Source organism: Roseovarius sp. MBR-51 (assembly GCF_053628575.1).
The window spans coordinates 370,714-388,756 of record NZ_JBRJGQ010000003.1; the positions used below are offsets into that span (position 1 = coordinate 370,714).

19 protein-coding genes are annotated in these 18,043 nt (G+C 61.9%); 13 read left to right on the forward strand and 6 right to left on the reverse strand.

Translation table 11 applies throughout. From position 1 onward, the window contains the following. Positions 1-148: 148 nt before the first annotated feature. Positions 149-2,428 (reverse strand): NADP-dependent malic enzyme, encoded by a 2,280-nt coding sequence (locus ACSSVY_RS06340; RefSeq protein WP_454268562.1) that lies wholly within the window; start codon positions 2,426-2,428, stop codon positions 149-151. Positions 2,429-2,633: 205 nt separating this feature from the next. On the opposite strand from ACSSVY_RS06340, the gene upp reads away from it, so the two are divergent. The 3 genes from upp (at position 2,634) to ACSSVY_RS06355 (ending at position 4,759) form a co-directional block, all read left to right on the forward strand. Next, a complete protein-coding gene (upp, locus tag ACSSVY_RS06345) occupies positions 2,634-3,266 on the forward strand; it encodes a uracil phosphoribosyltransferase (protein ID WP_009818173.1) in 633 nt (210 codons plus the stop codon). Positions 3,267-3,331: 65 nt separating this feature from the next. Then, positions 3,332-4,279, forward strand: a complete 948-nt coding sequence (locus ACSSVY_RS06350; protein ID WP_454268563.1) for a hypothetical protein — start codon at positions 3,332-3,334, stop codon at positions 4,277-4,279. Between the two features lie 9 nt (positions 4,280-4,288). Beyond that, a complete protein-coding gene (locus tag ACSSVY_RS06355) occupies positions 4,289-4,759 on the forward strand; it encodes an SPOR domain-containing protein (RefSeq protein WP_454268564.1) in 471 nt (156 codons plus the stop codon). Between the two features lie 15 nt (positions 4,760-4,774). Here the strand turns inward: ACSSVY_RS06355 and ACSSVY_RS06360 are convergent, their stop codons facing one another. The 4 genes from ACSSVY_RS06360 to ACSSVY_RS06375 all read right to left on the reverse strand — a co-directional run bounded on the left by ACSSVY_RS06360 (position 4,775) and on the right by ACSSVY_RS06375 (position 8,351). Continuing rightward, complete coding sequence (locus ACSSVY_RS06360; protein WP_454268565.1) at positions 4,775-5,773, reverse strand: type I glyceraldehyde-3-phosphate dehydrogenase; 999 nt, start codon at positions 5,771-5,773, stop codon at positions 4,775-4,777. 154 nt (positions 5,774-5,927) lie between these two features. Then, positions 5,928-6,749, reverse strand: coding sequence for a bifunctional allantoicase/(S)-ureidoglycine aminohydrolase (locus tag ACSSVY_RS06365; RefSeq protein WP_454268566.1), 822 nt, complete (start codon positions 6,747-6,749; stop codon positions 5,928-5,930). An 87-nt stretch (positions 6,750-6,836) separates the two neighbouring features. Beyond that, a complete protein-coding gene (locus ACSSVY_RS06370) occupies positions 6,837-7,496 on the reverse strand; it encodes a Hint domain-containing protein (RefSeq protein ID WP_454268567.1) in 660 nt (219 codons plus the stop codon). Positions 7,497-7,709: 213 nt separating this feature from the next. Next, positions 7,710-8,351 carry a sulfotransferase family 2 domain-containing protein gene (locus tag ACSSVY_RS06375; RefSeq protein WP_454268568.1) on the reverse strand — a complete coding sequence of 214 codons (642 nt, stop codon included), beginning with the start codon at positions 8,349-8,351 and terminating at the stop codon, positions 7,710-7,712. Between the two features lie 135 nt (positions 8,352-8,486). On the opposite strand from ACSSVY_RS06375, the gene htpX reads away from it, so the two are divergent. The 3 genes from htpX (at position 8,487) to ACSSVY_RS06390 (ending at position 11,273) form a co-directional block, all read left to right on the forward strand. Next, positions 8,487-9,347: a zinc metalloprotease HtpX gene (gene htpX / locus ACSSVY_RS06380; protein WP_454268569.1), complete on the forward strand. Its 861-nt coding sequence runs from the start codon at positions 8,487-8,489 to the stop codon at positions 9,345-9,347. Between the two features lie 356 nt (positions 9,348-9,703). Then, positions 9,704-10,435, forward strand: a complete 732-nt coding sequence (locus tag ACSSVY_RS06385; RefSeq protein WP_454268570.1) for a HipA family kinase — start codon at positions 9,704-9,706, stop codon at positions 10,433-10,435. Position 10,436: 1 nt separating this feature from the next. After that, entirely contained in the window at positions 10,437-11,273 is an 837-nt protein-coding gene (locus tag ACSSVY_RS06390) for a DUF3037 domain-containing protein (protein WP_454268571.1), read from the forward strand. 201 nt (positions 11,274-11,474) lie between these two features. Here the strand turns inward: ACSSVY_RS06390 and ACSSVY_RS06395 are convergent, their stop codons facing one another. After that, positions 11,475-11,960 carry a YHS domain-containing (seleno)protein gene (locus ACSSVY_RS06395; protein ID WP_454268572.1) on the reverse strand — a complete coding sequence of 162 codons (486 nt, stop codon included), beginning with the start codon at positions 11,958-11,960 and terminating at the stop codon, positions 11,475-11,477. Between the two features lie 149 nt (positions 11,961-12,109). On the opposite strand from ACSSVY_RS06395, the gene ACSSVY_RS06400 reads away from it, so the two are divergent. From ACSSVY_RS06400 to ACSSVY_RS06430, 7 genes are all read left to right on the forward strand, one after another. After that, entirely contained in the window at positions 12,110-12,592 is a 483-nt protein-coding gene (locus ACSSVY_RS06400; protein ID WP_454268573.1) for a thioesterase family protein, read from the forward strand. A gap of 8 nt (positions 12,593-12,600) precedes the next feature. Beyond that, positions 12,601-13,521, forward strand: a complete 921-nt coding sequence (locus tag ACSSVY_RS06405; protein ID WP_454268574.1) for a branched-chain amino acid ABC transporter permease — start codon at positions 12,601-12,603, stop codon at positions 13,519-13,521. Beyond that, the gene (locus tag ACSSVY_RS06410) at positions 13,518-14,501 is read left to right on the forward strand and encodes a branched-chain amino acid ABC transporter permease (RefSeq protein WP_454268575.1); all 984 of its coding nucleotides are present in this window, start codon (positions 13,518-13,520) and stop codon (positions 14,499-14,501) included. Before ACSSVY_RS06405 ends, ACSSVY_RS06410 begins: the two co-directional genes overlap by 4 nt. Further along, complete coding sequence (locus ACSSVY_RS06415) at positions 14,494-15,258, forward strand: ABC transporter ATP-binding protein (protein WP_454268576.1); 765 nt, start codon at positions 14,494-14,496, stop codon at positions 15,256-15,258. The genes ACSSVY_RS06410 and ACSSVY_RS06415 overlap by 8 nt, the downstream gene beginning before the upstream one ends. After that, positions 15,255-15,944 carry an ABC transporter ATP-binding protein gene (locus ACSSVY_RS06420; RefSeq protein WP_454268577.1) on the forward strand — a complete coding sequence of 230 codons (690 nt, stop codon included), beginning with the start codon at positions 15,255-15,257 and terminating at the stop codon, positions 15,942-15,944. The genes ACSSVY_RS06415 and ACSSVY_RS06420 overlap by 4 nt, the downstream gene beginning before the upstream one ends. Before the next feature lie 290 nt (positions 15,945-16,234). Further along, positions 16,235-17,194 carry an ABC transporter permease gene (locus ACSSVY_RS06425; RefSeq protein WP_454268578.1) on the forward strand — a complete coding sequence of 320 codons (960 nt, stop codon included), beginning with the start codon at positions 16,235-16,237 and terminating at the stop codon, positions 17,192-17,194. Next, positions 17,191-18,042 (forward strand): ABC transporter permease, encoded by an 852-nt coding sequence (locus ACSSVY_RS06430; protein WP_454268579.1) that lies wholly within the window; start codon positions 17,191-17,193, stop codon positions 18,040-18,042. Before ACSSVY_RS06425 ends, ACSSVY_RS06430 begins: the two co-directional genes overlap by 4 nt. Position 18,043 lies beyond the last annotated feature (1 nt).

Below are 18,043 nucleotides of genomic sequence, written 5' to 3' on the forward strand. Positions count from 1 at the left end.
GGGGCACGGGACAGAAGGCCGCAGAAATTTTGCAGAATAGACAAAAACCGCCCTGCAAATTTTTGCAAAGCGGCTTATTCTGTTCAGCTTGGCGTAAAATGTTGCCACCTTTGCAAACCTGCAAAGATTTTATCTGCAAACCCTGATTCTACCCGTAATGCGCCACCGGCGTCCCCGCAATGGCCGCCATGTTGAGCAACCCCCGCGCGGTGATCGACGGCGTGACGATATGCGCGCGGTTGCCCATCCCCATCAGGATCGGTCCCACTTCCAGACCCCCGGCCTTCATCTTGAGAATATTGCGCACGCCCGACGCAGCATCGGCATAGGCAAAGATGAGCACGTTTGCCGCCCCCTGCATCCGGTTACCCGGCAAGAGGCGCTCGCGCAGATCGGGATCAAGCGCCGCATCAATCGTCATTTCGCCTTCATAGACGAAATCACGCGGTGCCTCATCCAAGAGCGCAATCGCCTGCCGCAACCGTTCTGCCCCCTCATCCGGCTGATTGCCGAATAGGGACTGCGAACAGAACGCCACCTTGGGCGCGATCCCAAACCGCCGCACATGCCGCGCCGCACCAATCGCGGTCTCGGCCAGTTGCGCCGCGTTCGGCGTCACCCGCACATGGGTATCGGCAATGAACAGCGGCCCATCTTCCAGGATCATCATGCTCAATGCACCATGCGGGCGGCGGCTTTCATCTTGCAACACCTGATTGACATACTTCATGTGCCAGCGGAATTCGCCAAAGGTGCCACAGATGAGGCTATCGGCCTCATTGCGATGCACCATCACCGCGCCAATCGCGGTCGTGTTCGTGCGCATGATCGCCCGCGCCAGATCCGGCGTCACGCCTTTGCGCGCCATAAGCCCGTGATAGGTTTCCCAATAGTCGCGATAGCGCGGGTCGTCCTGCGGGTTGACGATGTTGAAATCCCGCTCGGGCCGGATCGAGAGACCCGCCCGCTCACACCGCCGCGCAATCACCTCGGGACGCCCGATCAGGATCGGCTGTTCGGTGGTTTCCTCCAAAATCGCCTGCGCCGCGCGCAAGACCCGCTCATCCTCGCCCTCGGCAAAGACAATGCGCCGCGACGCTGTTGACGCCGCCTGAAATACTGGCCGCATCAGGAGCGCCGATTTAAACTTGCTGGCGTCCAGACCCGCCTTATAGGCCTCCAGATCCGCCATCGGCCGCGCCGCCACGCCGCTCTCCATCGCAGCCCGCGCCACAGCGGTCGAAACAACACCCGACAGGCGCGGATCAAACGGTTTGGGGATCAGATAATCCGCGCCGAATGTCATCTGCTCACCGTGATAGGCCGCCGCCGCCTCTGCACTGGTCGAGGCGCGCGCCAATTCGGCGATCCCCTGCACACAGGCCACCTGCATCGCGTCATTGATCTCGGTCGCGCCCACGTCGAGCGCGCCTCGGAAAATAAACGGGAAACACAGCACGTTATTCACCTGATTGGGGAAATCCGACCGCCCCGTGGCAATGATCGCATCCGGCACCGCCGCGCGCGCCAGATCGGGCATGATCTCGGGGTTCGGGTTGGCCAGAGCAAAAACGATGGGCCGCTTGGCCATTGCCGTGACCATCTCGGGCGTCATGATATTGGGCCCCGACAGCCCAAGGAACAGATCCGCCCCGCCAATCACCTCGCCCAGCGTCCGCAGGTCCGTCACCTGCGCAAAGGCCGCCTTTTCCGGGTTCATCTCGATCTCACGGCCCACATGCACGACGCCATGCACATCGCAGAGCCAGATATTCTCGCGCTTCACACCCAGTTTCAGCAGCATGTTGAGACAGGCAATGCCCGCCGCCCCGCCGCCGGTCGAGACGACCTTGATCTCTTCAAATGTCTTGCCCGCCACATGCAGCGCATTGGTCGCCGCTGCGCCCACCACAATGGCCGTGCCATGCTGATCGTCATGGAACACGGGGATATTCATCCGCTCGCGGCAAATTCGTTCAACGATGAAACAATCCGGCGCCTTGATGTCCTCCAGATTGATCGCGCCAAAGGTCGGCTCCAGCGAACAGACAATTGCCGCCAGCTTTTCCGGGTCACTCTCGTTCACTTCGATATCAAAGCAGTCGATATTGGCGAATTTCTTGAAGAGAACCGCCTTACCCTCCATCACCGGCTTGGACGCCAATGCCCCGATATTGCCCAAACCAAGCACCGCAGAGCCATTCGTTACCACCGCCACCAGATTGCCGCGCGTGGTGTAGAGCGAGGCCGCCGCCGGATCGGCCTTGATCTCCAGACAGGCCTCCGCCACGCCGGGACTATAAGCGCGCGACAGATCGCGGCCATTGGCCATCGGTTTCGTCGCCCGAATCTCCAGTTTGCCGGGGCGGGGCAGCGCGTGATAATCCAGCGCCGCCTGACGGGTGGCTTCCTTGTGGCTGTCGGTCATGGTCCTCATCTCCCTGCGGATAAAAATAGTTTAATGTTAAACTACCGCTACGGCATGCTCATACCATGCCCCCGTTATTTTTCAAGCCCGAGCTTGCACCGCCGTGCCGGGCCGCGCAATCCCGATTGCACACCGCAAACCACGGCGTTGCCCTTGACCGCATTTTCTGGAATGACGGTCATCACCGCAGCACAAGAGGCCCGCCATGTTTCCGAATCTCACCATCGTCGATCACCCGCTCGTGCAGCACAAGCTGACCCTGATGCGGCAAAAGGAAACCTCCACCGCCGTCTTTCGCCAGCTTCTACGCGAAATCAGCCAGCTTCTCGCCTATGAGATCACCCGCGAATTGCCGATGACCACCCGTGCCATCGACACGCCGTTGATGGAAATGGACGCGCCGGTCCTTGCCGGGCGCAAACTGGCACTCATCTCGATCCTGCGCGCGGGCAATGGCCTGCTTGACGGCATGTTGGAACTGATCCCCTCCGCCCGCGTCGGCTTTGTCGGGCTCTACCGTGACGAGGCCACGCTTCAGCCCGTCAAATACTACTTCAAAGTGCCCGAGCAGCTTGGCGAACGCCTCTCGATCGTGGTTGATCCGATGCTGGCCACCGGCAATTCCTCTGCCGCCGCCGTGACCATGCTCAAAGAGGCAGGCGCCCGCGACATCCGCTTTCTCTGCCTTCTCGCCGCTCCCGAAGGCGTGGCGCGCATGCAAGAGGCGCATCCCGACGTGCCCGTCGTCACCGCAGCACTCGACAAGCGCTTGAATGACAAGGGTTATATTCTGCCCGGACTAGGGGATGCGGGTGACCGCATGTTTGGCACTAAATAAGCCAATCACTGTTTACTAAATAGCAAAAATAAGGCAACCTGCCCTGAATTGATCTTGGGGGCACAATGAGATTTCAACGACTTGCCATGCTGGCCTCGACCGTCGCCCTGCTTGGCGCGGGCGACCTATCCGCACAGACCCTGCGCAGCGCTTCGGAACCCGCAGAGTTCCCCCCGTCCAGCTACCAGGGGCGGCAATATGTCGACAGCGCCGGGTGTGTCTATGTGCGCGCGGGCGTTGCGGGCAATGTCACATGGGTGCCACGCATGACCCGCGGTCGCGATCAGCTCTGCGGCTTCCAGCCCAGCCTTGCGCCCAGCGTTCAGGCGGCCGCCCCGGCCCCTGCTCAACCCGTAGCGCAGGCCGCACCTCGCTCGCAACCGACGGCCCCCGTCCAACCGGCCCCAGTGCCTCGCGCCACCGCCGCGGCACCGGCCTCCGCCCCCACCCCGCGCGTGATCCGTCAACCGGCACCTGTGGCCACAGCCCAGCCTGTGCGCCGCGTTACAGCCGTTCAGGCTCCTGCTCCGCGGGCTGTCGCCGCCGGTGCCCCGCTCAATGCGCTGCGCCCCGAGGCTGACCCGCGCCCGGTAGCCATCAGAACACCCGCCCCAGCACAATCACCGAGCCGCGCGATCCGCGTCACCCAACCCGATCCCGCACGCAGCGCCTGTGCCAATCTTACCGGGGTCTCCGCCGCCTACACAGTGCAGCACAAGGGTTCGCCCGTGCGGTGCGGCCCGCAGGGGTCGCCGCATGTGACCTATTCCAACCGCAGCACGTCCAGTCGCACGCTCGTCGCAGCAGCCCCCCGTCCCGGCACCCCGGCCACGCCCGAAACCGTGCCGCCCTATACCCGCATCGCCCCAGCCCGCGTCTATGCCAGCCAGCAGGCCAGCTTGGCCGGGGTCTCCGTGCCCCAAGGCATGCAGCCGGTGTGGGAGGATGACCGCCTCAATCCTTACCGCGCGCATCAGACCTTCGAGGGGCGCGAGCAGATGCTTGTGATGTGAACCAACACCGTGCCGCAGCGCCTCATTGACCGTCGCACCGGGGCCGATGTGATCCACCAGTATCCCGGCCTGCAACCGCCCTACACGAGCTTTGAGGCGCAGCGCGCAGCCGGTGTCACCGTCGCCACCCAAGGGCGCTATGTCCCAGCCCCGATGACACGCCAGCAGTTGGCAGAGCGGACCCCTCAACCCACCCCCCGCGCCACGGTCTCGACCCGCTCAACGCCTGCCACAGAACGCCAGAGCACGCCCAGCCACCGCTACGCGCAGGCCGGTCTCTTTGCCGATCCCGCGCAGGCACAGGCTGCGGCCCAGCGCATCGCGCGCAGCGGCCTTCCGGCGCGGCGCGGTACTGTCACCCGCGACGGGCGTGCGCTCACCCTCGTGCTGGCCGGTCCCTTCGCCTCGCAATCGCAACTCAACGCCGGGGCCGACCGCCTGCGCGCCATGGGATTTGCCAACGTCAGCTTGCGGAAATGAACTAAGGGCGGCGGTTTAGCCCCGCCGCCCGATCAGCCGCGCCATATCCAGCATGCGGCAGGAAAATCCCCACTCATTGTCATACCAGCCAAAGACCCGCAGCAAACCGCCGACCGAAACCGAGGTCTGCGGCCCTGCCACGATCAGGCTCTCGGGGCGCGCGCGCAGGTCTGACGACACCAGCGGTGCCTCGGTCCAGCCCAGCCAGCCATGCCGCCCCGCCGCCTCTTGCAAATGGGAATTGACCCCCTCCACCGTCACATCCGCGCGCAATTGAACCACCAGATCAATGCAGGACACGCTCGCCACCGGCACCCGGATGGCCCGCGCCTCGATCCGCCCCTTGAGACCGGGCAGAACCAACCCCGTCTGATGCTGCGCGCTCGTCGTGGTGGGCACCATCGACAGGGCGGCGGCACGGCTGCGCTCGGGCGCATCGCGCGGCTTGTCCACCGTGGGCTGACTGCCGGTATAGCAATGCACCGTCGTCATCTGCCCGCTGACAATGCCATAGGCCGCATCCAAGATCCGCGCCAAGGGGGCCAGCGCATTGGTGGTGCAGGACGCATTTGAAATGATCCGGTGATCGCCCAGATCGCACTCATTGGCCCCGATCACCACCGTCACATCCGCCTCCGCCGACGGACCAGAGACCAGAACCGCCCGCGCCCCCGCCTGCAAGCCCCGCTCGGCCACGGCGCGCGTGCCACCCATGCCGGTGCATTCCAGCACAAGATCGACGCCACTCAAATCCAGCGTGCTCAGATCGCGCGCCGCATGAAACGGAATCTCCTGCCCATCCACCACCAGAACACCGGGCCGCGTTGTGACCACGCCGGGCCAGGGACCAAACACGCTGTCATATTGAAAGAGATAGGCACAGGTCTCGAGCGGCTCGATATCGTTGATGCAGACCAGATCAAACGCCACCCCCTCGCGCATCAGGATACGCAGGATGGTGCGGCCAATCCGGCCAAACCCGTTGATGGCAATACGAATGCGGTCCTCAGACATGGTGCCCTCCCAGCAGACAGGTCAACACCCCTGACATTGCTGCGCCGCTTTGGGAAAGACCAGCCCCGAAACATAATTTGATCAAATTATATGCCCGCGCCCGCCTCTCACCGTTCCGCCAATACTCCGGGGATCCGGGGGCAGCGCCCCCGCTTCACAGCGCCATATGCCGATTGACATCCTTGTAGAGCAGATAGCGAAACGGCCCCGGCCCGCCCGCATAACAGGCCTGCGGACAAAAGGCGCGTAGCCACATGTAATCGCCCGCTTCAACCTCGACCCAATCCCGGTTGAGCCGGTAGACCGCCTTGCCCTCCAGCACATAGAGCCCATGCTCCATCACATGCGTCTCCATAAACGGGATGACGCCACCGGGCTGCAAGGTCACGATGGTCACATGCATGTCATGCCGCATATCGCTCGGATCGACAAAGCGCGTCGTGGCCCAGACACCACCGCAATCGGGCATCGGCGTCGGCGCAACCTCCCGCTCATTGGTGACAAAGGCCTCCGGCGGCGCGATGCCCTCGACCGCCTCATAGGCCTTGCGGATCCAGTGAAACACCGTCGGCACATCCCCGTGCCCCTCCAACTGCCAATCGCACCCCGGCGGCAGATAAGCATAGCCGCCCGGCCCCATGTCATAGACCGCGCCGCCAATCGTCAGCCGCACCGCCCCCTGCGTCACAAAGAGCACGCCTTGCGCCTCCGCATCGGGCTCGGGGCGCGTGCTGCCGCCTCCCGGTGCCACCTCCACCACATAATGCGAAAAAGTCTCGGCAAAGCCGGTCATTGGCCGCGCGATCACCCAGAGGCGGGTTTTCTCCCAATGCGGCAAATAGCTTGTCACAATATCCCGCATCACCCCGCGTGGGATCACGGCATAGGCCTCGGTAAAGACCGCGCGGTCGCTCAAGAGCTGGCTTTGCGACGGCAATCCGCCCTCAGGTCTTGCATAGCTGCGCGGATCGGTCATGGCGGGCCTCCTCTCGGGCGTCGGTGGTCTGCCCCCATCAAACTCTGCGCCGCACCGCCTGCCAAGGGCCAATCGTCCCAGCTTCGTTCAGACCGTCATATATCCGCGCTCTGAGGACTCGCTCACCGGATGCCCAAGCGCGCCGATCCGGGCCATGGCCAGCACCAGCCCCCGCGCCTCGACGAGGGACAAGACGTCATAAGACACCTGCTCTGGGCCCAGCGCATACGCCAGCAGATCGCGTGAGGACGGACACAGCACCATCAGACCATGCTCGGCAAACACCACCTGCTCGGTCTCGAACTGCAATAGAACCACCTCCGCTCCCGGATCAGGCGGCACCCGGTCAACACCGGGCATCGCGTCAAGCGCCGCACCGGGCAAAAGTGCAAAGGGATCGCCCCAGAGTGTCTCGGCCAGATCGCTCTCGATCATCACCGCCTGATGTGGCATGATCCGCAGCGGCGCGCGATTGCCCAGCACCCCACGCGACAACTCCAGCGGCCAAAATCGCGGTGGACAGGCGCTTTCGCCGGTCCAGAGCGGATGCCGCACAACACTGGTGAGGGGCTGCACACCCGCATCAAAGGTCACGACCAGATCTCCCGTACAGAGGGCTTGAACCGGACGCCAGCCATGTCCCGTGGCCACCCGCGTCCCGCTCAAAAGGCCGCTTCTCACGCCAGACGGCTCTGCCATCTGCTCCGTGGCAGCCCTGCCTGCGCCCATGCCAATCCAGCCCAGCATCCCGGTCCCGGTCCCTCTCAAACTTGTACCCATAGGCCTGCCTGTCCGACAGTCCAACACTCCGATAGAGTGACTAAGTCATGGTTAACATGACCCGTTTTTGCTCGGATTCAGGCAGGAAAAAGGCACCGTTGCGACGTGGTGAACAACCCAGCCAAAGCTGTCGGATTAGCACATGCGACGCTCGCAATCTCACGGAACTGTCACATCGCGTCAGAACTCATAGCCGAATCGCGCGATATCCTCAGCCGCGCACTCCGCCACGATCCCAACCTCGCGGCTGCCGTAATAGTCGCGGTAATGCCCCCGCTCCGAGGCATTGGCGCGCCCCACCGCAAGCGTAAATCCCAGATGCGCCCAGAGCGGGGCTGCATCCGCCTCCAAATGCTCCAGCCGGATATAGAGACGGCACTGTTCCTGCCCATCCGCCGCCGTCATATAGCGTCGTGCGGGGTTGGCCCGCAGTGCGGCCTGTGTCTCGGGCACCGCCAGAAATCCCGCGAAATCATGGGTTTTCGCCAGATCCACCGCCGAATGCTCGAAATCCTGCCCGCGCAGCCAATGGTAATAGCTTACCATCCGATCCCACGGGTTGCGCACCAGTGTAAAGGTAAACGCATCCGCCACCGTCTCGGCGCTCACCAGCCCGTCGATATCGGCCAGTGTCGCATGTTTCCACAAGCGTCCGCGCGCTTGCACGCCCGCCAGCCGCGCCCGCCTGCGGTGCGCCTTGGGCGTATCCCCGATCAGAATATCCTCCGCTTGCGCGCGCCCCTCCAGCGCCAGCGCCAGCGCGGTGCCGCCGGTCTTGGGGATATGCACAAAGATATAATTGCGGCCGGGCGAAATGATCATGCCCGCATCCTAGCCGCTCGCCCGCGCGGGACCAGCCCCTTTCAACAGCATGCCCACCCCGGATCCAAGGATCTCCCGCTTGCAAGCCTCCGAGAAACCCCCATATTGCCTCGGTATATCACGGGGGATGATCCGATGGGCTATCTGCGCACAGGCATTTTGATGGCGGCGATGACCGCGCTCTTTCTGGGCATCGGCGCGCTTTTGGGCGGCATGGGCGGGGCGATGATCGCCTTGGTGTTTGCCCTTGCCATGAACGCCTTTGCGTGGTGGAATTCCGACCGCATGGTGCTGCGCATGCACAACGCCCGCCCCGCCTCGGGGCCAGAAGGCGCGGCGCTCACCCAGATGGTGCATGACATGGCCGACGCCGCCGGCATGCCGCGCCCCGCGGTCTATATCCTCGACAATGATCAGCCCAACGCCTTCGCCACCGGGCGCAACCCGGCCAATTCCGCCGTCGCCGCCACCACCGGCCTCCTACGCAACCTCAGCCGCGAGGAAATCGCCGCCGTCATGGCGCATGAGCTGGCCCATATCCGCAACCACGACACCACCATCATGACCGTGACCGCCACCTTCGCAGGGGCCATCTCCATGCTCGCCAATTTCGCGATGTTCTTCGGCGGCAACCGCAACAATGGCATGGGGCTGATTGGCACGCTGGCGCTGATGATCCTCGCCCCCATGGCCGCAGGTCTCGTGCAAATGGCCATCAGCCGCAGCCGCGAATACGAGGCCGACCGCATCGGTGCCGACATCTGCGGCAACCCGCTCTGGCTCGCCTCGGCGCTCGAGAAAATCTCAGGGCTGGCCCAGCGCATCGACAACGACACCGCCGAGCGCAACCCCGCCACGGCGCATATGTTCATCATCAACCCGCTGCACGCCCATGCCCATGACCGGCTCTTCTCCACCCACCCCAACCCCGCCAACCGCATCCGCGCCCTGCGCGAAATGGCAGGCGAGCGGAGGGGGCGGGGTCCGTGGGCGTGAGTGGTAGACTAGTAAGGCGGGAATGATGGTGGTGAGCGCAGGATGTGACGGAGTTTCTGCGTTTGTAGTAAACTGCGGATAGCGTATAGACGCCAATATTGCATAACTCAAACGGACTTTATCGCAGTTAGTCTTTCAAAGGAAAGCTAATCAAACTCCAAAGCGTTAAGGTGAACGGAGAATCAGTCGCCATAACCTATTGTGAGCTAGTTGAAACTCCGGCAGACTGGCGTTGCTTTTTCGATTTCTGTAAACAAATGCTGACAATGAGATCACACTGTTACCTATAAGCGCGTGGTCTAAACTGCTACCTACGTCAGCGCAGATTTATGTCGCATTGTGAGACCAGATACCGAATGCTGATAATCATAGAGCCGACCACTATAGCGGGCGATGGGGTGACGCGACCTCGATTATGTCGCTTGAGCGATGGCGAGTTTTACTATGTGAAGGGACGTAACCTTACGCCGCAGGGATTAGTGAGTGAGCTAGTTTGCGCTCATTTGGGACATGCTCTTGGGCTCCCAATCCCCGACTTCGAGTTGGCTAAGCTACCGAGAATTCCCAATATTGGCGATCTAAGCGATCTGCGCAACGATCTAGGGTTCGGCGTGCTCTTTGCCTCTAAGAGAGTACCCAGCTTGATGGAAATAGACCTATCACGAGCGCAAAAGGTACCCTTGCCTGCACGACGCGACGTCGTTGCGTTTGACTACTGGATTTGCAACGGCGACCGGGTACTTACTGAATATGGTGGTAATCCTAATCTCTTCTGGGACGTAGAGCGAGACACCCTAGTAGTTCTCGATCACAATTTGGCTTTCGATTCTACAGTTACGCTTGAAGTACTCCGGTCTAACCACGTGTTTAGGGACGACCTAGAGAGCATCTTGGCGAGCCCAGAATTGCGGACTCACTACTCACGATCTTTTCAAGCAGCACTTAGTGGTTGGAAGGAGATCGTTGAGGGAATACCCGAACAATGGTTGTATAGTGACGAAATGATGAGTATCGAGGCTCAGCTGGACTTTGAGGGAATGCATGCGCAGCTTGATCGGCTGTGTGACCCGAATGGATGGAATGCTTAGCATGGACACGCTCCTGTATACCATCGTACGCTTCGCGCCGTTTAGTGAGACCGGTGAATTTGCGAATATCGGCATAGTCCTGATCTCCCCAAGCCTGAACTATTTCGATTTCAAGGTTCAGAGAAAAAAATACAGAAGAATTACGGCATTCTTTGCCGAGGCTTACCCAAAGGTCTATCAGTCCGCTGTCAGAAATCTTTGCGAAGAACTAACGAGAATGAGGGCGGCGACGACGCGAGATCGCAAGCAGCTTGCTTTGAACTTTGAGGAGCGGAGCCTTACTAATCTTCTTCTCCATGAGCTTACTCGAAAGAAAGAGGGAGTGATTAGATTTAGTGAAGTTCGAATGGTCTTAGCTAAAGATGCTAGCTCGGAATTAGAGCGGCTGTATCGATATTATGTAGATCGCGATTTTGCGACACCCCAATATGTTGAGCAAATTATGGAGAAGGAAGTTCGTGGCAGTCTGAAGTTTCTAGGCCTTTCGGATCGTTACGCTGAGATGCGCCTTCGCGACGGCGTCTACCAAGCTCGTTTCCCATTCGTGGAAATGCAGGGGGACGCAGCCCACGACGTAATTAAGCCAATATCTCTGAAGCAAGAGAGACCAGAAAGCATCATCGAACACGGAAACAAGTGGAGTTATGCTGTTCGAAGACTTCGGCAATCTGGGGTAATTCGTGGGTCTGTCCTCTTTCCGATACGCGCGCCCGAAACGGAGGATCGTCGTCGGTACAGTGCTTACATTGAGGCGCGCAATATGCTTGAGGCAGCAGGGGTTTCCGTCACTTTATCAACGGCTGCGAGCGATATTAAGAGTGTGCTAGCTACCCGTTGACTAAGTACACTTGGGGTTTTTCAGGTAGTACAAGGCCACAGCAGCCAAAACTTACGAGCGGTGAGCTTTTCCCCCGCAAGGAATTGTTTTGGCATGATACACAAGTTAGCCTTTCGGAAAACCGAAAGGCTACTCCAGCCAGTGAACCGCAGTCTAGACTACTGGTGCTGTACCGCATCCAACCAGATTGATGCCCACCCTTCACCCCTCCCCCTTCAACACCTCAGGCCACCTTTCATCCCCACGGGCGATGAACCCCGGCACATCCGCTTGCCACTTCTCCTGAATGTCGTCGTTGAAGTTGAGATAGAGCTTGCCCTCCACAATCGCCCAATTCTCCGGCTGCGTGGAGTAGAGCTTGCCCTTCTCCGCCACCGCCCAGGCGCAAAACCCGCCATATTGCGGCGCGTAGCGGGCGGGGTCGGCGGCAAAGGTGTCGCGGTTCTCGGCGCTGGCGAAATGCCATGTCGCCCCATTCCAGTCAAAGCTATGCGCAGGCGATCCCGCCACCGGGCGCCCCTCGCTGAAATACCCCACCGGATCGGTGCCGCCCAGCGCGACACCCTCCGTGGCAAAAACCGGGGCCGCCGCCAGTTCCTCGAACCCGCCCCGTCCCCAGACCAGATAGGCCCCGGCCCCCGCCGCGACCAGAACCGCCCCTGCCAAAACGCTCCGCCGTGTGATCATCGCGCATCTCCCCTGCTGATCCAACTTTCCTCACACCTAAGCACGCCGCCCTGAAATCCAAATCACGAAACCGCCAGACGCCCCATCCCATTGCCTTTGCCGCCGCAAATCCCCTAAAAGACCCGCAAACCCCAACGCCCGGAGGTCAAATGCCCGACGCCCAGCCTTTCCTCTCCGCTTTCCACCCGGTCGAAGAGGGCTGGATCGACTATAACGGTCATATGAACATGGGCTATTACACCGTGCTCTTTGACCGCTGCGCCGATGAGGCGTTCGAGGAAATGGGCTTTGGCCCCGCCTACCGCGCCACCCGCAACCTCACCACCTTCAGCGCCGAGTTCCACATCCGCTATCTGCGCGAGGTAAAACTGGGCGACCAGTTGCGCAGCAGCTTTTATCTGCTCGACCATGACGGCAAACGCTTTCACTTCTTTCAGCAACTCTATCACAGCGACGGCTGGATTGCCGCCACCGGCGAGGGGCTGACGCTGCATGTGGATCTGAACGGCCCGCGCGTCGTGCCCATGCCCGAGGATGTCGCCGCCCGCGTGGCTGCCATGGCCGAGGCGCATGCCGCCCTGCCCCGCCCCGATGGCATCGGCCGCCGCATCGGCCTCAAACCCAAGGGCTGACCCACACCATGCCCACCGTCCTGCTCATCGAACAGGCCCTCAACGGGCTGCAATTCGGGGTGATGCTGTTCCTGATGGCGGCCGGGCTCACGCTCATCTTCGGCGTGATGGGGCTGATCAATCTGGCGCATGGCTCGCTCTACATGATCGGTGCTTTTGCCGCCGCTTGGGTCGCTGGGCTGACCGGCTCGTTCCTCTTGGCCCTCGCCGCCAGCCTTGCCGCTGCGGCGCTCGCAGGCGTGCTGATCGAGCTTCTCGTCATCCGCCGCCTCTACGACCGCGACCACCTCGATCAGGTCCTGGCCACCTTTGCCCTCATCCTCATCCTCTCCGAGGGCACCCGCTGGGTCTTTGGCTCTTTCCCGCTCTATCTTGACACGCCCGACTGGCTCTCCGGCACGCTGCGCCTGCCGTTTGGCATCGACTATTCGCGCTACCGCCTTGCCATGATCGGCGCAGGCCTCGTGATCGCCGCCGCCCTCTTTGCCATGATCTCTAAAACCCGCCTCGGCATCCGCATCCGCGCAGGCGAGAATGACCGCGAGATGATCGCCGCCCTCGGCGTCAACATCTCGGCGCTCTACACGCTGGTCTTCGCCCTTGGCGCGGCGCTCGCGGGCCTTGCCGGCGCCCTGATCGGAGCCATTCAATCGGTGCAGGTGGGCATGGGCGAGCCGGTGCTGATCCTCGCCTTCGTCGTCATCGTGATCGGCGGCATCGGCTCGATCAAGGGGGCCTTTGTCGGGGCGCTCCTCGTGGGTCTGACCGACACAATGGGCCGCGCCCTTCTTCCAACCTTCTTCGCCACCTTCATGGACCCGGCGGCGGCCAATTCGGTCGGCGCCTCTCTCGCCTCGATGGCGATCTATATCCTCATGGCGGGCGTTCTGATCTTTCGCCCCCGTGGCCTCTTCGGGGCCGCGACATGACCCGCGAACGCGCGCTCAACGCCGCCCTCATGGCGCTCCTCTTGCTGATCCCGCTCTGGGCTTGGGCCACGGACGAGCCCTTCCTCATCACCCTCACCACCCGCGCGGTGATCCTCGCCATCGCCGGTGTCGGCCTCAACATCGCCCTCGGCTTTGGCGGCCTGGTGAGCTTTGGCCACGCGCTCTTCTTCGGGCTGGGCGGCTATGCCATGGGCATCCTCGCCTTTCACGCCCAGACCTACACCAGCGTCACCGACTGGCCCCTGACAATTCCCGGCACCAAATCCATGCCGGTGATCTGGATCATCGCCACGCTCACCTCGGCCCTTGCCGCCCTCGCCGTCGGCGCGCTCTCCCTGCGCACCACGGGGGTCTATTTCATCATGATCACCTTGGCCTTTTCGCAGATGTTCTATTATTTCGCGATCTCTTGGCCCGCATACGGCGGCGAGGATGGCCTCTCGATCTATGTCCGCAACGGCTTTCCGGGTCTCAACACGATGGACCCGATCCAGTTCTTCGCGCTCTGCTATGGCCTTTTGGCGCTGATCCTTGTCTTTACCGCCCGCCTTGCCCGCTCAAACTTTGGCCTGATGCTGGGCGCGGCGCGGCAGAACGAGGCGCGCGTTGCCGCGATTGGCCAACGCCCCTACCGCCTCTATCTCATCGCCTTCACGCTCTCAGGGGCGATCACCGGGCTTGCAGGCGCGCTCTTTGCCGATCTCAACCGCTTTGTCAGCCCGGTGATGTTCTCTTGGCAGACCTCGGGCGAGATCATGGTTTTCGTGATCCTGGGCGGTGTCGGCCGCGTCTTTGGCCCGGTCGCCGGGGCCGCGCTCTTCATCCTGCTCGAACACAGCTTGGGCGGGCTTAGCGACTATTGGCACATCTACCTCGGGGCCATCCTCCTTGGCACCGTGCTTTTCGCGCGCGGCGGGCTTTTCGGGCTCCTCGCCGGACGGGGACAGCCGCATGACTGATCCCATTCTTGATATCCGCGGTTTGACCAAGAGCTTTGGCGCACTCACCGCCAGTCGCGACATCACGCTCGATCTCAAACTGGGCGAAATTCACGCCCTGATCGGCCCCAATGGCGCGGGCAAATCCACCCTCATCGCCCAGATTGCGGGCGCACTCCGCCCCGATGCAGGCCGCATCCTCTTTGCCGGGCAGGACGTGACCGCCCTTGATACGGCCGCACGCGCGCGGCTTGGCATGGCGCGCACGTTCCAGATTTCCGCCCTGCCGATGGACTATACCGTGCTGCAAAACGCCATCCTTGGCGCACTTGGGCAACGCGGCGATGTGGTGCGCTTTCTGCGCCCCGTCTTGCGCGACGCCGATCTGCGCGCCCGCGCCGAAGCGGCCTTGGATACCGTCGGCCTGATTGACGCCCGCAACACCCGCTGCGCCGAGCTGTCGCACGGCCAACGCCGCCAATTGGAGGTGGCCATCGCCCTCACCCTGCGCCCCCGCGCGTTCCTCATGGATGAACCGATGGCCGGTCTTGGCGCGGATGGTACCCGCGCGCTGACAGCGCTTCTCGACAAATTGCGCGCCGAGGCCCCGATCCTGCTGGTCGAGCATGACATGGACGCGGTCTTTGCCCTCGCCGACCGGATCAGCGTGCTGGTTTACGGCCAGATCATCGCCACCGGCACCGTGGACGAGATCCGCCGCGACCCCGAGGTGCGCAGCGCCTATCTTGGTGACGACAGCGACGAGGTCGCGCCATGACGCTCCTGTCCCTCACCCAGATCACCGCCTCTTACGGCGCAAGTCAGGCGCTCTTCGATGTAAGCCTCTCTGTCAGCGAGGGCGAGGTTGTTGCCCTCATGGGCCGCAACGGCATGGGCAAATCCACCACCGTCAAGGTGATCTGCCGCCTCCTGCGCCAGAGCGGCGGCACCGCCAGTTTTGCCGGGCGTGACCTCAGCGGTATGCCCGCCCACCGCGCCGCGCGCGCGGGCATCGGCCTTGTCCCCGAGGGGCGGCGCTGCTTTGCCAGCCTCACCGTGCGCGAGAACCTGATCGCCGCCGCCCGCCCCGGCGCATGGGATATGGCCGCCGTGACCCGCCTCTTTCCGCGTCTGGCCGAACGTCAGGAACAAATCGCCGCCTCCCTCTCGGGCGGCGAACAGCAGATGCTGGCGATTGGCCGGGCGCTGATGACCAATCCCCGCCTCCTCATCCTCGACGAGGCAACCGAAGGGCTGGCCCCGGTGGTGCGTCAGGAAATCTGGGCGGCATTGGCCCGCCTCAAATCCGAAACCGGTATGGCGCTCTTGGTGATCGACAAATCCATCCGCGAACTCGGGCGCGTCGCCGACAGCGCCGTGATCCTCGAAAAAGGACGCACCGTCTGGCAGGGCGGTTTTACGGACCTGACACCAGAGATCACCGATCAATACCTCGGCGTCTAACTCGGTATCCCAACGATGGGAATCCCTCGATCTCCTCCCGTTCACTCCCCCTTCACAGCCCATACTCGAAAATGTGACAGGCCGGTCCAAACGCCTCGATCCATGCTCTGAACCTGCAAAAACCACAGAAATTCCAACCCATCCGATCCTGTGTACATAACGCGCGTACAAAAGGCACAGGATGTACACCGCCCTAGCCCAAGAAACGCTCGACGCAGGCACAGGCGCTGGTCTAGTCTGCGCTCAGGCACAGGCAGGGGACCGTGACCTGTTTCAGGGGAACAGGACAGATGTTTTCTATGATTTTCAAGCGGTTGGCGCTTGGACTTGTCACAGTTTGGCTCGTCTCGGTGATCATCTTTCTCGGCGTCGAGGCCTTGCCCGGCGACGCCTGCACCGCCATTCTTGAACGCGACGCCCACGGCGAAGCTCTGGAAAAATGTCGTGAAATCATTGGGTTAAACAGCCCCGCCCTGAGCCGCTACCTGTCTTGGGCAGGCGCCGCCCTACAGGGTGACTTCGGTTTGTCCGCCAATGGTCAGGATAGCATCACCGACCTCGTCGGCTACCGCGTGCGCAACTCCTTTCTCTTGGCCGCAGGGGCGCTAAGTGTTGGAATTCCCTTGTCTATTTTTCTTGGTACCGTCGCCGGGCTGCGCCGTGACACGTGGATAGACCTGCTGTTTTCCACCGGCGCGATCTTTGCCATGACCATCCCCGAATTCGTCGCCGCCACCCTTCTGATCCTGATTTTCGCCATCTGGCTGGGTTGGGTTCCAGCCATTGTCCTGACCCCTGCTGATGCGCAACCCCTTGAATTCTTTCCTGAATTCATCCTCGCGGCGGTGGTTTTGACGATGTTGATGGTGGCCCATATCATGCGCATGGTGCGCTCCTCGGTGATCGACGCCATGGCCAGCGACTATGTTCAGATGGCCACCCTCAAAGGTGTTCCCTACTGGCAGATCGTCTTTCGTCATGCCCTTCCCAACGCCCTCCTGCCCGCCATCAACATCATCGCCCTGACCGTTGCTTGGCTCTTGGGTGGGGTGGTCGTGGTCGAAGTTGTCTTTAATTATCCGGGACTTGGCCGGTTGTTGGTGGATGCCATTTCAGGCCGCGACCTGCCTGTCGTGCAGGCAATCACCATGATCGTGGCCGCGACCTACGTCGCCATCAACCTCATCGCCGACATCCTCAGCCTCGCCCTCAACCCCCGCCTGCGCAGCCACCGCATGAGGCAGGGATGACCCGCACTGCCGCGATCTTGCGCAATATGATTGCGCGCCCTTCCGGGGCAATCGGGTTCACGCTGGTCGTCTGTCACCTTCTATTAGCGTTCATCAGTCCTTGGATAGTTCCCTTTGATTACAAAGAGATGAACGCGCTTCAGACACTTTCTGGCCCCTCGTCCGAGCATTGGTTGGGCACAGATCATCTCGGGCGTGATGTTCTGACCCGCGTGCTCTTAGGCGGTCGCGAGGCTCTCTTGGTCACCGGCATCGCCACCCCCATCGCGATGATCTGGGGCGGCCTTCTGGGAGTCTACCTCGGCCTGCGCGGTGGCTGGACGGATGAGGTCGCCATGCGCCTCGTCGATGCCTTCCTCGCCCTGCCCGGCATCCTGCCCCTCTTGGTGCTCATCACCGTATTTGGCAGCGGCGGCGAGGTCTTAATGCCCACATTAGCGTTTTTCTTTGGGATACCCGTGATCCGCGTCGCCCGCGCAGCCGCGCATGAGGTGGTCGCCCGCGATTTCATTTCTGCCGCCCGAGCGCGGGGACATCGCCCCTTGGACATCGTACGCCGCGAACTTTGGCCCAATGTCGCCGATGCTCTGCTGGTTGAGGGCGCGATGCGTTGGTCCTGGATGCTCCTAGGCTTCTCCGCCCTGTCGTTTCTCGGCTTTGGGGTCGCCCCTCCACGTCCCGACTGGGGGCTGATGGTTTCGGACGCGCGAGTCTATATGTCGTTGGCCCCGTGGGGCGTAATCGCACCAGTTGTGGCCCTCTCCAGCCTGATCATTGGCATCAACCTGACCGCAGACGCTCTTGCGAAAACTCTCGGCCTCGATCAGAGCCGCAAGGCGGTGGTGTGAC

Bases quoted from the DNA above. Each gene is read 5' to 3' on its own strand.
- ACSSVY_RS06340 (WP_454268562.1), bottom strand. From the start codon at position 2,428: ATGACCGACAGCCACAAGGAAGCCACCCGTCAGGCGGCGCTGGATTAT.
- upp (WP_009818173.1), top strand. From the start codon at position 2,634: ATGTTTCCGAATCTCACCATCGTCGATCACCCGCTCGTGCAGCACAAG.
- ACSSVY_RS06350 (WP_454268563.1), top strand. From the start codon at position 3,332: ATGAGATTTCAACGACTTGCCATGCTGGCCTCGACCGTCGCCCTGCTT.
- ACSSVY_RS06360 (WP_454268565.1), bottom strand. From the start codon at position 5,773: ATGTCTGAGGACCGCATTCGTATTGCCATCAACGGGTTTGGCCGGATT.
- ACSSVY_RS06365 (WP_454268566.1), bottom strand. From the start codon at position 6,749: ATGACCGATCCGCGCAGCTATGCAAGACCTGAGGGCGGATTGCCGTCG.
- ACSSVY_RS06370 (WP_454268567.1), bottom strand. From the start codon at position 7,496: ATGCTGGGCTGGATTGGCATGGGCGCAGGCAGGGCTGCCACGGAGCAG.
- ACSSVY_RS06375 (WP_454268568.1), bottom strand. From the start codon at position 8,351: ATGATCATTTCGCCCGGCCGCAATTATATCTTTGTGCATATCCCCAAG.
- htpX (WP_454268569.1), top strand. From the start codon at position 8,487: ATGGGCTATCTGCGCACAGGCATTTTGATGGCGGCGATGACCGCGCTC.
- ACSSVY_RS06385 (WP_454268570.1), top strand. From the start codon at position 9,704: ATGCTGATAATCATAGAGCCGACCACTATAGCGGGCGATGGGGTGACG.
- ACSSVY_RS06390 (WP_454268571.1), top strand. From the start codon at position 10,437: ATGGACACGCTCCTGTATACCATCGTACGCTTCGCGCCGTTTAGTGAG.
- ACSSVY_RS06395 (WP_454268572.1), bottom strand. From the start codon at position 11,960: ATGATCACACGGCGGAGCGTTTTGGCAGGGGCGGTTCTGGTCGCGGCG.
- ACSSVY_RS06400 (WP_454268573.1), top strand. From the start codon at position 12,110: ATGCCCGACGCCCAGCCTTTCCTCTCCGCTTTCCACCCGGTCGAAGAG.
- ACSSVY_RS06405 (WP_454268574.1), top strand. From the start codon at position 12,601: ATGCCCACCGTCCTGCTCATCGAACAGGCCCTCAACGGGCTGCAATTC.
- ACSSVY_RS06410 (WP_454268575.1), top strand. From the start codon at position 13,518: ATGACCCGCGAACGCGCGCTCAACGCCGCCCTCATGGCGCTCCTCTTG.
- ACSSVY_RS06415 (WP_454268576.1), top strand. From the start codon at position 14,494: ATGACTGATCCCATTCTTGATATCCGCGGTTTGACCAAGAGCTTTGGC.
- ACSSVY_RS06420 (WP_454268577.1), top strand. From the start codon at position 15,255: ATGACGCTCCTGTCCCTCACCCAGATCACCGCCTCTTACGGCGCAAGT.
- ACSSVY_RS06425 (WP_454268578.1), top strand. From the start codon at position 16,235: ATGTTTTCTATGATTTTCAAGCGGTTGGCGCTTGGACTTGTCACAGTT.
- ACSSVY_RS06430 (WP_454268579.1), top strand. From the start codon at position 17,191: ATGACCCGCACTGCCGCGATCTTGCGCAATATGATTGCGCGCCCTTCC.